Origin of the sequence: Algoriphagus sp. 4150 (assembly GCF_031457395.1) — a bacterium.
Classification (GTDB): domain Bacteria; phylum Bacteroidota; class Bacteroidia; order Cytophagales; family Cyclobacteriaceae; genus Algoriphagus.
Map to the genome: position 1 here is coordinate 501,106 of NZ_JAVDWS010000002.1, position 13,826 is coordinate 514,931.

The window sequence follows — 13,826 nt, forward strand, 5'->3', positions numbered from 1 at the left end:
ATGTCAAGCTTATCAAGTATAAGTATCAACAGGCCGGTACTGGCCATAGTGATGTCTCTGGTCATCATACTTTTTGGTGCTATTGGGATTTCTCTGCTGGGAGTCAGGGAATTTCCAAGTGTGGATCCTCCCGTAATCAATGTAAGGACAACCTATGTAGGTGCGAATGCGGATGTAATTGAGGCGCAGATCACAGAGCCTCTCGAAGAAGCAATCAATGGGATCCAGGGGATCAAATCCCTTACCTCTACGAGTAGCGACGGTGCAAGTAGCATCACCGTGGAATTTGACGTGGGGGCTGATTTGGAGGCCGCCGCAAACGATGTGCGGGATAAGGTCTCCGGTGCACAGCGAAATCTTCCCCCAGATGCGGAGCCTCCGGTAGTTTCCAAGGCAGATGCCGATTCCCAGCCAATCGTTTTTTTGAATGTAAAGAGTGATGAGAGAAGCCTGTTGGATCTATCGGACATTGCAGTAAATATTTTCAAAGAAAGACTTCAGACTATTCCCGGAGTAAGTAGGGTGCAGATTTGGGGTGAAAAAGAGTATGCGATCCGTCTAAGAATGGATCCGCTGAAAATGGCTTCCTATGGAGTGACTCCTCTGGATATTCTGTCCAAAGTACAAAGTGAAAACGTAGAGCTCCCATCCGGCAGAATTGAGGGAGAAACGATCGAGCTATCTGTCCGTACGAAAAGTAGACTAAGCAGTCCCCAAGAATTCAATGATCTGATCATCAAAGAGGATCAGAATAACATTGTGCGTTTTCAGGATGTGGGGAAAGCTGAATTGTCAGCACTCAATGAGCGGACAGTTCTGAAAAGAGACGGAGTGCCCATGGTAGGAGTCGTGTTGGTGCCTCTCCCGGGCTCCAACAGTATTGAGATTGTAGATGAGTTTTATAGAAGACTGGAGTTTATCAAAAAGGATCTGCCTGCTGATGTAGGTCTGGAAATTGGTTTTGATTCTACGCAGTATATCCGTAGTTCTATCTCTGAGGTTCAGGAGACGATTATCACAGCATTTATCCTTGTGGTGGCAATTATCTTCCTTTTTCTCCGTGATTGGCGGACGACCTTTATTCCGGTACTTACAATTCCTATTTCCCTTATCGGCGTATTTTTCATCATGTATTTGATGAATTTCTCCATTAACGTACTTACACTGCTGGGAATAGTCCTGTCGATAGGGCTAGTCGTGGATGATGCAATTGTGGTGTTGGAGAACATCTACTCCCGAATAGAGAAAGGAGAGGAGCCACTGAAAGCTGCTGAGAAGGGGGCTGAGGAGATTTTCTTTGCGGTAATTGCGACCACGGTGGCGCTTGCGGCAGTATTTCTTCCTGTGATATTTTTGACAGGAACGACGGGACGCTTATTCCGTGAATTCGGAATTGTGGTAGCGGGGGCGGTGATTATTTCCTCCTTTGTAGCCTTGACCATGACTCCCATGCTTAGCTCTAAGCTATTGAAGAGGAGGGAAAAGCATAGCAAATTTTACAATGTGACGGAGCCTGTGTTCGTATGGATCAACGACAAATACGAAACAGCTTTGGGCTGGTTTATGAAAGTTCGCTGGTTTTCTTTTGTATTGGTCGGACTTATGGGGTTGGGGATTTATTGGTTGTTCAATCAGATTCCAAGTGAACTTACACCTACCGAGGATAGGGGCGAAATCCGGATCAATCTTACAGGGCCTGAAGGAGCCACTTTTGGTTATATGGATCGGGTGATTGATCAGATGGTTGAGGATTTCAAAAGAGATTATCCCAAAGAGGATGTCAAAGGATTGATTTCGGTGACTTCCCCGGGGTTTGGTTCAGCCAGTACCAACTCAGGATTTGTTCGCTTCATTCTGACTAATTCGGAAGATAGGGAAAAGACCCAAGGCGAATATTTCAATCTGATAAATCAAAAATTAAAGAGCTATACTTCCGTAAGAGCTTTTGCTTCCCAGGCTCAATCCATAGGAAACAGTCGTGGAGGTCTACCGGTACAGTATGTGCTGCAAGCACCTACTTTGGAGAAGTTGAAGGAGGTTATTCCTACGTTTATGGAAGAAGTGGGAAAAAGTCCGGTGTTTATTTTCTCGGATATCAACTTAAAGTTTACCAAACCTGAGCTGGAAATCGAAATAGATCGGGCAAAAGCCAGAAATATCGGAGTTTCTGTTCAGGAGATAGCCAGAACATTACAATTATCCTACTCAGGTCAGCGGTTTGCTTATTTTATAAAGAATGGCAAGCAGTATCAAGTTGTGGGTGAAATGAGGTTGGAGGATAGAAATGAGCCCATAAATCTAAGAATGCTTTATGTACGGGCAGAAAACGGATCATTGGTTCAGCTGGACAACTTGGTGACTGTGACAGAGAAAAGTACCCCGCCGCAGTTGTTTAGATTTAACCGCTTCGTTGCGGGTACAGTATCTGCAAACTTGGCAGAAGGCTATACTATTGGAGCGGGATTGGATGAAATGGACCGAATAGCGGCTGAGGTTTTGGATGACTCGTTCACTACGGATGTATCAGGTCCTTCCAAGGAATTTAGAGAAAGTTCAAACAGTTTGTTGTTTGCATTTCTATTTGCATTGATCTTGATCTACCTTGTTCTTTCAGCGCAGTTTGAGAGTTTTATGGATCCGCTTACGATCATGTTTACAGTGCCATTGGCACTCTTTGGAGCTCTCTTCACCTTGTGGTTAAGCGGGTTTACCCTTAATATTTTCAGTCAGATTGGAATTATCATGCTGATAGGTTTGGTGACCAAAAACGGTATTCTGATCGTAGAGTTTGCAAACCAAAGAAAAGCGGCAGGAATGTCTGTTGATGAAGCGATTTTTGGTGCGGCAGTAGCACGATTCCGACCGATTTTGATGACTAGTTTATCGACTATTCTAGGTATTTTGCCCATTGCTCTTGGACTTGGAGCAGGAGCGGAAAGCCGTGTGCCAATGGGGGCTGCTGTGATAGGGGGATTGGCCTTTGCTACTATCTTGACACTCTTTGTCATCCCTGCCATTTATACTTATCTCACTTCCAAAGAAGGAAGATTAGCCAGAATTTAATGAAGAAACTTAGCCTACTGCTCTTTATGGGCATTATTGCAACAAGCTTATTTGCCCAAAGCAGCGAATCTCTGGATCTGGAGAAAGCCATCACCATAGGCTTGGAAAAAAATCTGGACATCAAAATCGCAGTGGAAACTGTGGATATTCAAGAGAGAAATGAACGTATTGGCCAAGGTGATTATCTGATGCCTATCGTGGACGCTACTTATACACGGAATTATAGTATTGAAGATGTGGAGCAGCTTTTTGCCACTAATCCTGAACCAAACACCATAGACGACGCAAGATCGAGGTCTAAGAATTTAAGTATTGTAGGCATTTATGGCTTTAGGCCGGAGAGTTTCATCGTGCTGAAGCGGCTGGGAGTGTTGACCGAAATATCCGAATTGGATGCTAAAGTGGCAGTAGAAAACACGGTGGCCAATATATCTTCAGCCTACTACCGACTCGTGCTGGAGCTGCAGCGGCAAAAAGTCCTTGAACGTACCTTGGAGCTCAGTCAGGCGCGTCTGAATATAGCCGAAGCCCAGTATTCACTTGGAGGAGCAGGGAAACGTGACTATTTGACAGCGGAAGTGGATTACAATTCTGATTTAAGCTTGCTGCTAGGGCAGGAGCAGGTGATCCAAAATTCCCGGGTCAACCTTAATGAAATCATGGCTTTGAATCCCGATATGCAGTTTGAAGTGAACGACACCATTACAGTAGGGGAACCTATGTTTTTGGAAGACCTGGTAGAAAATGCTTTTTTAGAAAATAAAGCTTATCTCATCACTCAGCGTCAGGAGAACGTGGCATACTTAGAGCTCAAAGAATTAAGAGTAAGCAGACTTCCAGTGATCAATCTCAATGGATCTTGGGCGACCAATACCTTGAACTCGGATGCTGGTTTTCTTCTTCAAAACCAACGGGAAGGATTCAATTATGGAGGGAACGTTGCCCTGAATGTCTTCAATGGGTTTACGCTAAACAGGAGAATCCAGAATGCGAAGGTGCAGCAGAGAATCCAGTCTTATGCGGTGGATCAATATGAGATCCAGCTTCGCTCTGACATCCACCGTGCGTTCAATACATACACCACCAATAAGAACTTGCTGGAAGTGGAACGAAAGAATTATGCGGTAGCAAAAGAAAGCTCCGAAATCGCCTTGGAAAGGTTTAGACTGGGAATTGCCTCTTACCTTGAATTCAGGGATGCTCAGGTGAATTTGCTGACTGCAGAGAACAGATTGATTACTTCCATATTTAATATTAAAGAGCAGGAAATTGAGTTGAGAAGACTTTCAGGAAAGATTTTCTTTCAAAATAGCTCAGAGCATTTCGAGTTACCCTCAGAAGATTAGTTAGAAAACGAAGGTTTCAACAATAACCTTCGTTTTTTTATTTGCTTTTTTTAACGAATGCGTTATTTTTATTTTGGCACAACTTTTGCCAAATGGGCATTCGTAACATCCGGAGCCCGGTGGCTCTTGTGAATGAAAAAAGCACTAATTCTATTTTCCTCCATAGTGACGCTTCTTCTTTTCGGTGTGCAATGCACCTTTGTTAAGAAGAATTTTGGGTCAAGAATCAAAAAAGAGACTTACTCGCTTGATCTTCAGGGAATCCAAAATCGTGGTTTTATCCGCGCCGCAGTGGACGATAATTCTACAGGCTATTATATTTACCGTGGGCGGAGAATGGGCTATGAGTATGAGCTTCTGCGTGATCTTGCCAAAAGATTAAATGTACAATTACATTTAGTTCTTATTTCGGATATTGACGGAGCCTTTGAATACCTGAATGAAGGCAAAGTGGATTTGATCGCCATGAACCTTGAAAAGAACGTGGAAAGATCTGAAAAAACTTCATTTTCACTCCCTCTGGGAAAAATGAATACAGTTCTTGTCGGTAATAAATCCTCCGGAAAAATCACTTCTTGGGATCAACTTGCTTCAGACACAATTCATGTCCGTGAAGGGACTGTCTACAAAGCCCAGCTGTGCAGTTTGAAAGATTCGCTTCAATTGAACTATACTGTTGTTTCCACACCCGATCACGAAGAAATGCTAATTGATCAGGTGGCAGACGGCAGAATCAAATGGACTATAGCTGACCAGAATATTGCCAAGGCAAATGCTACTTACTATGATGGATTGGATATCTCTTGGAAAGTTCGGGAAGAAGGGGATGTAGCTTGGGTCGTTAGGGAAAACTCCCCCAAACTGTTGTCTTCTTTGAACAATTGGCTAGAGGAAAAACAAAAGAGGCTCATACCTGATCTGTATGCCAAGTATTTTCTGGATTCTAAGAACAGCTATTTCAGAAGCAATAGTCCTTTTTCTTCACTGGCAGGTAATCAGATCTCCATGTATGATGATATTATCAAAAATGGGGCAGAAGAGTTAGGTTGGGATTGGAGACTGTTGGCTTCTTTGGTGTACAAAGAATCGAAATTTGATACTGTGGCTACCTCTTATGCGGGAGCAAAGGGTCTGCTTCAATTGATGCCTGTTACTTTGGAGCGTTTTGGGGTGGATAATCCTAACGACCCTTCCCAGTCACTGATGGGAGGAGTTAAGTACTTGAGATACTTGGATAAATTCTGGATGGAAAGGGTGCCTGATACCGATGAACGCCTGAAATTTGTGCTGGCTTCTTACAATATAGGTCATGGTCATGTGGAAGATGCTTGGAGATTGACCTTGAAATACGGAGAAAACACACAAGCTTGGCCTTCAGTTTCGAGGTTTTTAGAATTGAAAAGTGATCCTGATTATTACGGGGATCCTATTGTCAAGAGTGGCTTCGCCAAAGGACATTTGGCAGTAAACTACGTCAAAGACGTGATGAGCGTGTTCGAGTCGTACAAGGCGCTCGTTCAGCCTTAAACTCCTTCCTGTAGCTATGTGACCGTGGTCTGCGTCACACAGACCACGGTAAGTTAAAATTATCAAGGACTCTCTTTTAGCCTTAAGCTCCTTCGTGTAGCTCAAACATTGCTTCTACTTCCACCGGAATATTATCCGGCAGAGTGCCCATTCCCACAGCGGACCGTACGCCTATCCCATGCTCTTCTCCCCAAACTTGCGCGAATAATTCGCTGCATCCGTTGATTACATAGGGATGGCGCTCGAATGTAGAGACACAATTAACCATGCCCAATACCTTGATCACGCGTTTTACGCGATTGAGGGAGCCGAGATTTGCCTTGATGGTAGCAAGCATAGCCAATCCAACTTGCCTTGCAGCCAATTTACCTTCTTCTATATCCAGATCTTCACCGATTCTTCCTATGATCAGGCTTCCGTCATCCTGTACGGTGCCATGACCGGATAGGTAGAGGTACTTGCCGTCAATCAGGCAAGGCTTATAAACGCCCAGAGGTTTTGGCGCAGGGGGCAGTGAAAGGCCCAGTTTGGAGAAATTACTTTCAGGGGATTCCATGTGGTTTAGTTTTTTTGTGAAATTATACAAAGATGTCAAGGATTAAGACACCTGCCAAACCGGCTACGGCTACGATGGTTTCCATCAAAGACCATGATTTGATGGTGTCTTTGATACTTACATTGAAAAATTCCTTGTACATCCAGAATCCGGCATCATTGAAGTGGGAGAACATCAGGCTTCCTGCACCTATGGAAAGCACCAAGAGATTTGGATCTACATTCATGGTAATTACAAGCGGGGCTATTATTCCTGCGGTGGTAAGTCCGGCTACAGTAGCAGAGCCCACGCACACCCGTATGATGGCGGTAATAATCCAAGCCAGGATCAGCGGATGAATGTCCCACGATTGCAGGCCTTCTGCGATCACCAAGCTGACACCGGTATCAGTGAATATCTGTTTCAATGCACCGGCACCCGCCACGATCAATAAAATCATAGCGATGTCCTTAGTCGCCACTATATAGAGGTCCATGAGTTGCTTCATGGTGAAATTCCGTTTCAAACCAAGGGTATATGTGGCGATAAGTACCGAGATTAACATCACTATCCCCGGATCTGCTACAAAAGCTATAATGGGCGCCATGCTGCTTTCTGCTGCGATATTTAGATTAAGGACCGTCGTGCCTATCAGTAATACTACAGGAAGTAAAGCGGTGAAAAAGCTGTTTGCAGTAGAAGGGAGTTCGGATTCAGGTTTTGTTTCTGCCTGAAATGTCTTAAGCGGATTAGCTTCCATATTTTTCAGTGTTCTTGCGAAAATCGGCCCCGCAAGAGCTATGGTGGGAATGGCAATCATAAAACCATAAAGAAGTGTCAAACCCATATTTGCATTGAACTGCGCGACCAAAGCGGCGGGAGAAGGATGGGGAGGAAGAAATCCGTGTGTAACTGAAAGCGCCGCCAGAAGAGGTATCCCTACGTAGACAGCTGAGATTTTATATTGGTAGGCTACTGTGAATGCAAGGGGGACAAGCAGTACAAATCCTACATTGTAGAACAACGGAATTCCCACTACCAATCCGGTGATGGACATAGCCCATGTGATGTGCTTTTGGCCAAAGATTTTCATTAGAAAACCGGCTATTCGTTGAGCTGCTCCACTTTCGGCAACTAATTTTCCGAGCATAGCACCCATGACGATTACAATGACCAAGTCGCCCAATAGCACGCCCATTCCACGCTGTACGGAGCCGGCGATTTGATCTGCCGGAAGCCCTAGAAGAAAACCTGCAATTATGGATGAAATCAGAAATGCTAAAAATGGATTGAGCTTTGCCCAGACTATCAGCAGTACTAGAATAGCAATACTTAGCAATACAAGAATAACGGTCATAGGAATAGGTTGGGTTTAGCTGGCTAAGATAGAAAAAATGGGATAAACTGTATTTAGTTTGGGCGATTAGTCCATGAAACCTAGTGTTTAATCCACCGGGTTTGAAGAATACTTTCCGTGTTTGAAAATTTGACTAAGTAAATGCCGGGATTAAGTATTTCCAGTTTTTCAGAGAGTTCAAATTCATTGAAATTAAAGGACGAAATCAAATGCCCTTGGGTAGTGAAAATACTTGTTTGCGCATTTTCGGTGTTGAAACTGTCGGGAAGAGCAATGTGAATCTTTCCTGAAGAATGTGGATTTGGGTAAATTGAGAGGTGATTATACATCTCCCTGAGATTATTTTCTAAACTAATTACATGACTGCAAGAATAGCGTCCGAATAAATCTAGTTTTTTGATTTGATAGTAAGTGAAAGCTGATTTGGGAGGCATTTCGTCCAAATAGGAATAAGATGCAGGTATATCAGAATCGCCAAGGCTGGGAACTTCTCCGATTTTCACAAGGGAATCAGAAGGATTATCGAATCGATAAATTTCAAATTTCTCATTGTTTTTTTCAGAGGCTACGGACCAGCTGATTTGAGCTAGGTTATTTTCTGCTTTGGCAGACAGTGATAACCATATGGTAGGCAAAATGCTTAATGTTCTGAAGCTACCGACAGTGAAATTATTGCCGGGTAGGTCATTAAAAGCCAGACTTCGGATTGCCCACAGATTAACTTCATCTGTACTTTCGATATGACTTCCGGGAGCAGCATAGCCAGTGCCAACCAATCGGAGATCTTCAGGTTCATCTACGATCAATTTGTCTGCGGAGATTTTCAATTCCAGTTGATTAGAAGAAGGGGATAACCCTGAAAATTGGAAATAACTTAAGAGTTGATAGAGTATTGGCGTATCATCGTTGTCATTAAATCCCGGATCGTGATCGGCGCCGTCGAATTCAGTATAATTGATAGTCAGATTACCCCCGGCATTCGTACCGAGCATCTGTACTTTACGGATGCCGCCTTGGTATCTATCGCCAAAGGGGAAAGTGCCATTGGTCGCATTTAAGGTTGTGGGTACATTGGAATAAGTGAATGTTGTCAGATTTTCCCAAGAGCCTCCTTGATAGTTGAGCGAGCCTGTGCCGGAGTTGTTCAGCGTCAGCGTATTGTTCTGGAAATCCAGACTTCCTCCCGTCATAGTGAGGTTTCTGAGGACGTTTAGATTTTGTTCTAATTTCACCTCTCCGCCCGGTTTGTCCACTGTTAAATCCTGCGTACTTAAGGCAAATCCTGAGATCATCTGATCGTCAGTTCCTTGAAGGGTGAGATGTGTGTTGAGCAATTGAAATTGACCGGATCCGGTCTGGGACATATTTCCATTTAGAGCTATAGTTGGCGGCAGCGAGACATTTTGAGAACCTTGGATCTCCAGATCGTTGAAGGTGGAGGGCACTGCTGAACCTGCGAAGGACTTGGATATAAAATTTTGAGTACCTGAATTTTTTCTGAAAGTAACTTTTCCATTTAATTGAAGTGTTGCAGCTTCAATCTGCGGAGAGGTTCCCAAAAGAATGAGTTCTGCCCCGTTTTGCAGATCGATAAGGCCGGCACTCACAGATCCTGAAATTGATCTGGCTATTATATTCTGATCGCATTCAGTAATTAATGTTCCGTTTGGTTCAATAATAAAATCACCAAATGGGCCAGATGGATAGAAAGTGGTTTCTGTATTAAAGGTAAGAGAGGAGCAAAAATTGGGAATCACTGATACATCTAATTTTTGGAGAAGGCTTCCTGAGCGAATGGTAAACCTTACAGCTTTAAAGGGCTCTTCAATAGTCAAGGTGTTGCCTTCTTCCGGCTCAAAAATTACAGAATACCGACTTTGTGTTGTAAATCCGCTCCAGGCATTTTTGGGGATAATTACCCTTGAGGTGCCCTTGAATGTGATGGTGCTGGTCACAGAATTACCTATCCAATTTTGGCTGTTCCATGAACCTGACGGGACACCTGGAGCAGCTCCTGAAAAAGCCCGAAGAGCTCCATAAACGTCAAGGTTAAATCCGTTGAGGTTTAATTTTTCACCTGCATTAAGTTCAGCATTGATAAATACGCTCTTCACCGATTCGTTAGCTGTCAAAGTGACTGTACGGGTTTGATCTATGTAGATATCATTTAGAAGGGTAGGTTTGGTGGCAGCAGCAGCCCATACTGATCCATCGTATACTTGCCATATCGCTACGTTCTCAAAATTCCCGGAAGCAATTGTCCGGTAGGAACCTGTTTCTTGACAAAATGAAATGTTTAGGCAAAGGCACCAGAAAACAACTGCCGGGAATATGCTGTATATTCGGCATGGAAAAATTGCCTCTTGGGCTGAAGTTTTGCCCTGTCTCTCCATCCAAAAAGTTATCTGTTGTCTGAAAAAAGCGATTATTAATTTAGTAAAATGATTTTAAAAAAAATAGTTGTTAGTTTGTTTTTTTTGCTGACTAGCAGCGGTTTGAACCCTTTGCTGGCTGAGCAATACCGGATAAGCTTGCTGACCTGTGATCCCGGAGAGGAAATTTACAGTTCATTTGGACATAGCGGGATTCGGGTGGTCGATCTCACTTCCGGTAGGGACATGGTATATAATTACGGCACCTTTGATTTTGGAGCCCCGAACTTCGTGTTAAATTTTGCCGGTGGCAGACTTGATTATTACCTGTCTGTATCCACTTTTGATCGCTTTATTGCAGAGTATGATTATTTTAACCGAAGTGTGCGGGAGCAAATCCTTGACCTCAATGAGCAGCAAATACTCGATTTGATTCGATTTTTGGAAACAAATTACCTGCCTGAGAACAGGGCCTATCGCTACGATTTTTTCTTTGACAATTGTGCTACCCGCGTGCGGGATGCTATCGGTACGGTGCTGGGGGATCAGCTGGTCTGGCATGATGAGGAGCAGGAAACTGTGGATAAGAGCTTTCGTGAGTTGATCGATGAAATGGTCTACTATATGACTTGGTCGGATCTGGGGATTGATTTGGCATTGGGCTCTCGGCTGGACAGAGATGCGACGCCGTTTGAAGAGCAGTTTCTTCCAAAATATGTAGAGGCAGCCTTTGCGAGAGCAGAAATCCAGGGAGATGGGCCTTCCCGGCCTTTGGTGCGGGAAAGTAGAGTTATTTTGGGTTTTGAAAAGCCTGATGGTTCTTTTGGAGCAATAAATCCCTATTGGATCTTCTGGGTGGTAGCTGTCATTTTTACGGCCATCACCTTTATAGGCTTCAAGAAGAAAAAGCTGTATATAGGTTTTGATGTGACCTTATTTGCACTATTGGGGATCATAGGTTTGGTGATAGCCTGGCTCTGGGTTTACTCATTGATTCCTTCTACTAAGTGGAACTGGAATATTCTATGGGCTTTTCCCGGACATCTGGTGTTGGCGCTGGCCTTGCTCAAGAAAACTGTCAAACCTTGGGTACAGCATTACTTGCTTTTTGCCTTGATCATGGCGGATGCTGCGGTGGTTTTTTGGATTTTAGGCTGGCAGTCTTTTCATCCTAGTTTGATGCCTTTGTTTTTGGTAATTATTCTTAGGACGAATTACTTATACTATAATGTAGGGAAGTTAAAAAGGCTAAAGTGACTCTTCGACTCCGCTCAGAGGGACTAGAGTGCCGCTTAGGGGGATGGGTTGAAGGCAAAGATTTCAACTGCAGTGTTGTGATTTGTGAGGTTGACTGAGGGGCTTTAATGAGGTAGGAGAGACGGAAGCATAATCCATTTCCTGAGCTAGAAATTCTTTCCTGAGCAAACTTTTGCATAGGGGAATGGTGTTGGGTATTTTCGGACACGACTTATGGAATTCAAACTTACCTCAGATTATCAACCTACCGGCGATCAGCCGAAGGCAATAGAACAGCTGACCGCAGGTGTGAATAATGGCGATCAGGCGCAGGTGCTGCTTGGTGTGACAGGTTCAGGCAAAACATTTACTGTAGCCAACCTGATTCAGCAGACGCAAAAACCCACCTTGGTTCTAAGTCATAATAAAACCCTTGCGGCACAATTATATGGGGAATTCAAGCAGTTTTTCCCTGAAAATGCTGTCGAGTATTTCATTTCTTACTATGATTATTACCAGCCGGAAGCATTTATTCCTACTTCGGGAACTTACATAGAAAAGGATCTTTCGATCAACGAGGAGATTGAAAAACTCCGGCTGAGTGCTTCTTCAGCATTGCTCACAGGACGGAGAGATGTAATCGTGGTGGCATCCGTATCCTGTATTTATGGTATAGGAAATCCCGATGAGTTTGGGAAGAATGTCATCAGACTCCAGGAAGGGGATAGAATTCCTAGAAATCAGCTGCTGTTCAAATTGGTGGATATTCTATATAGCCGAACCCAGCATGACCTCACGCGTGGTACTTTCCGGGTGAAAGGAGATACAGTTGATATTTTTGTAGCCTATGCAGATTGGGGATACAGGATTTTCTTCTGGGGGGACGAGATTGAGGCGATTCAGCGTTTTGATCCTACTACAGGCAAGAAACTTAATGACGAAAAGATTATTTCCATTTTCCCTGCCAATCTATTTGTAACAGGCAAGGACACTTTGCAAACTGCCATTCATGAAATACAACATGATATGGTGGATCAGGTAAATTTCTTCGAAAGAGAAGGCCGATTTGCAGAGGCTAAACGGCTTCAGGAGCGAACGGAGTTCGATTTGGAGATGATGCGCGAATTGGGGTACTGCTCAGGAGTGGAGAATTATTCCAGGTATTTTGACAGAAGGGCCCCCGGGGCTAGACCATTCTGCCTGATAGATTATTTCCCGGATGATTTTCTGCTAGTCGTGGATGAAAGCCATGTAACTCTACCACAGGTGCGTGCCATGTGGGGTGGTGATAGATCCAGAAAGGTCAATTTGGTGGATTTTGGTTTTAGACTCCCTTCAGCATTGGATAACAGGCCTTTGAAGTTCGAAGAATTTCAAGAACTGATTAATCAGGCAATTTATGTTTCCGCTACTCCTGCGGATTATGAGCTGTCATTGACAGAAGGTGTGGTGGTAGAGCAGATCATACGGCCCACGGGGCTTTTGGATCCGACTATTGAAGTGAGGCCAAGTCAAAATCAGATTGATGATCTACTGGAGGAAATAGACCAGACGATTAAGGCTGGGGCGAGAACCTTGGTGACGACGTTGACAAAACGAATGGCTGAAGAACTTCAGAAATTCCTTGAAAGAGCCGGTGTGAAGTCCCGGTATATACACTCTGAGGTGAAGACTTTGGATCGGGTGGAGATCTTGCGGGAATTGCGTTTGGGGATTTTCGATGTGCTTGTGGGCGTGAATTTGCTGAGAGAGGGATTGGATTTGCCTGAGGTATCCTTGGTGGCCATTTTGGATGCAGATAAAGAGGGGTTTTTGAGAAATGAGCGAAGCCTTGTGCAGACAATTGGACGGGCAGCCCGGAATTCCGAAGGGCGCGTGATAATGTATGCGGATAAAATCACCCATTCTATGCAATTAGCGATTGATGAGACGAAAAGAAGGCGGGCTATCCAGATTGAATATAATACCGAGCATGGTATCACGCCGACTACGGTAGTGAAATCGCATGATAAAATCATGGGACAAACCAAAGTGGCTGACTCGAAGAAAAATGCGAAGTTCTATGCGGAGCCTATGCCGGGCGAAGAGAGAATGGTGGCAGATCCGGTGGTGCAATACCTAAGCAAGGATAAGTTGGAGAAGCTGATCCAGCAAACACAAAAGCTGATGGAGAAAGCTGCGAAGGAACTGAATTTCATGGAAGCTGCGCGACTCCGTGATGAGTGGCAATCCCAAAAATCCAGATTGGAACAATTGAGCCGTGGAGTAAGCAAATAGAGATCTTTAACCCAGAGGATGCTAAGGATACCCAAAATGCGTTATGGTTGAGTTTGTGTTACTAGTTTGGTTGTGTGAATGGAGGGCGTGTATGATTATTTCTCTTCCTTTCG

Annotated in this window: 8 protein-coding genes; 5 read left to right on the forward strand and 3 right to left on the reverse strand. The window is 44.0% G+C overall.

The window, feature by feature from the left end; all coding sequences use genetic code 11:
* From J2X69_RS05520 to J2X69_RS05530, 3 genes are all read left to right on the forward strand, one after another.
* Positions 1-3,063, forward strand: a complete 3,063-nt coding sequence (locus J2X69_RS05520) for an efflux RND transporter permease subunit (RefSeq protein ID WP_310099690.1) — start codon at positions 1-3, stop codon at positions 3,061-3,063.
* Entirely contained in the window at positions 3,063-4,409 is a 1,347-nt protein-coding gene (locus J2X69_RS05525) for a TolC family protein (RefSeq protein ID WP_310099693.1), read from the forward strand. Before J2X69_RS05520 ends, J2X69_RS05525 begins: the two co-directional genes overlap by 1 nt.
* Positions 4,410-4,541: 132 nt before the next feature.
* Positions 4,542-5,936, forward strand: a complete 1,395-nt coding sequence (locus tag J2X69_RS05530) for a transglycosylase SLT domain-containing protein (RefSeq protein ID WP_310099696.1) — start codon at positions 4,542-4,544, stop codon at positions 5,934-5,936.
* An 82-nt stretch (positions 5,937-6,018) separates the two neighbouring features.
* Here J2X69_RS05530 and J2X69_RS05535 read toward each other — a convergent pair whose 3' ends face one another.
* From J2X69_RS05535 to J2X69_RS05545, 3 genes are all read right to left on the reverse strand, one after another.
* Complete coding sequence (locus J2X69_RS05535; RefSeq protein WP_310099701.1) at positions 6,019-6,492, reverse strand: RidA family protein; 474 nt, start codon at positions 6,490-6,492, stop codon at positions 6,019-6,021.
* Between the two features lie 22 nt (positions 6,493-6,514).
* Positions 6,515-7,828 carry a gluconate:H+ symporter gene (locus J2X69_RS05540; protein WP_310099704.1) on the reverse strand — a complete coding sequence of 438 codons (1,314 nt, stop codon included), beginning with the start codon at positions 7,826-7,828 and terminating at the stop codon, positions 6,515-6,517.
* 80 nt (positions 7,829-7,908) lie between these two features.
* Entirely contained in the window at positions 7,909-10,221 is a 2,313-nt protein-coding gene (locus J2X69_RS05545) for a T9SS type A sorting domain-containing protein (RefSeq protein ID WP_310099708.1), read from the reverse strand.
* Positions 10,222-10,269: 48 nt separating this feature from the next.
* Between J2X69_RS05545 and J2X69_RS05550 the strand changes: the two genes are divergently transcribed.
* Together J2X69_RS05550 and uvrB are read left to right on the forward strand one after the other, a co-directional pair.
* Complete coding sequence (locus J2X69_RS05550; protein WP_310099711.1) at positions 10,270-11,457, forward strand: DUF4105 domain-containing protein; 1,188 nt, start codon at positions 10,270-10,272, stop codon at positions 11,455-11,457.
* Positions 11,458-11,670: 213 nt separating this feature from the next.
* On the forward strand, positions 11,671-13,713 hold the full coding sequence (gene uvrB, locus J2X69_RS05555; RefSeq protein WP_310099714.1) for an excinuclease ABC subunit UvrB: 2,043 nt from the start codon (positions 11,671-11,673) through the stop codon (positions 13,711-13,713).
* Positions 13,714-13,826 lie beyond the last annotated feature (113 nt).

Excerpts from the sequence above, each read along its gene's own strand:
- J2X69_RS05520 (WP_310099690.1), top strand. The coding sequence starts at position 1 with ATGTCAAGCTTATCAAGTATAAGTATCAACAGGCCGGTACTGGCCATA.
- J2X69_RS05525 (WP_310099693.1), top strand. The coding sequence starts at position 3,063 with ATGAAGAAACTTAGCCTACTGCTCTTTATGGGCATTATTGCAACAAGC.
- J2X69_RS05530 (WP_310099696.1), top strand. The coding sequence starts at position 4,542 with ATGAAAAAAGCACTAATTCTATTTTCCTCCATAGTGACGCTTCTTCTT.
- J2X69_RS05535 (WP_310099701.1), bottom strand. The coding sequence starts at position 6,492 with ATGGAATCCCCTGAAAGTAATTTCTCCAAACTGGGCCTTTCACTGCCC.
- J2X69_RS05540 (WP_310099704.1), bottom strand. The coding sequence starts at position 7,828 with ATGACCGTTATTCTTGTATTGCTAAGTATTGCTATTCTAGTACTGCTG.
- J2X69_RS05545 (WP_310099708.1), bottom strand. The coding sequence starts at position 10,221 with ATGGAGAGACAGGGCAAAACTTCAGCCCAAGAGGCAATTTTTCCATGC.
- J2X69_RS05550 (WP_310099711.1), top strand. The coding sequence starts at position 10,270 with ATGATTTTAAAAAAAATAGTTGTTAGTTTGTTTTTTTTGCTGACTAGC.
- uvrB (WP_310099714.1), top strand. The coding sequence starts at position 11,671 with ATGGAATTCAAACTTACCTCAGATTATCAACCTACCGGCGATCAGCCG.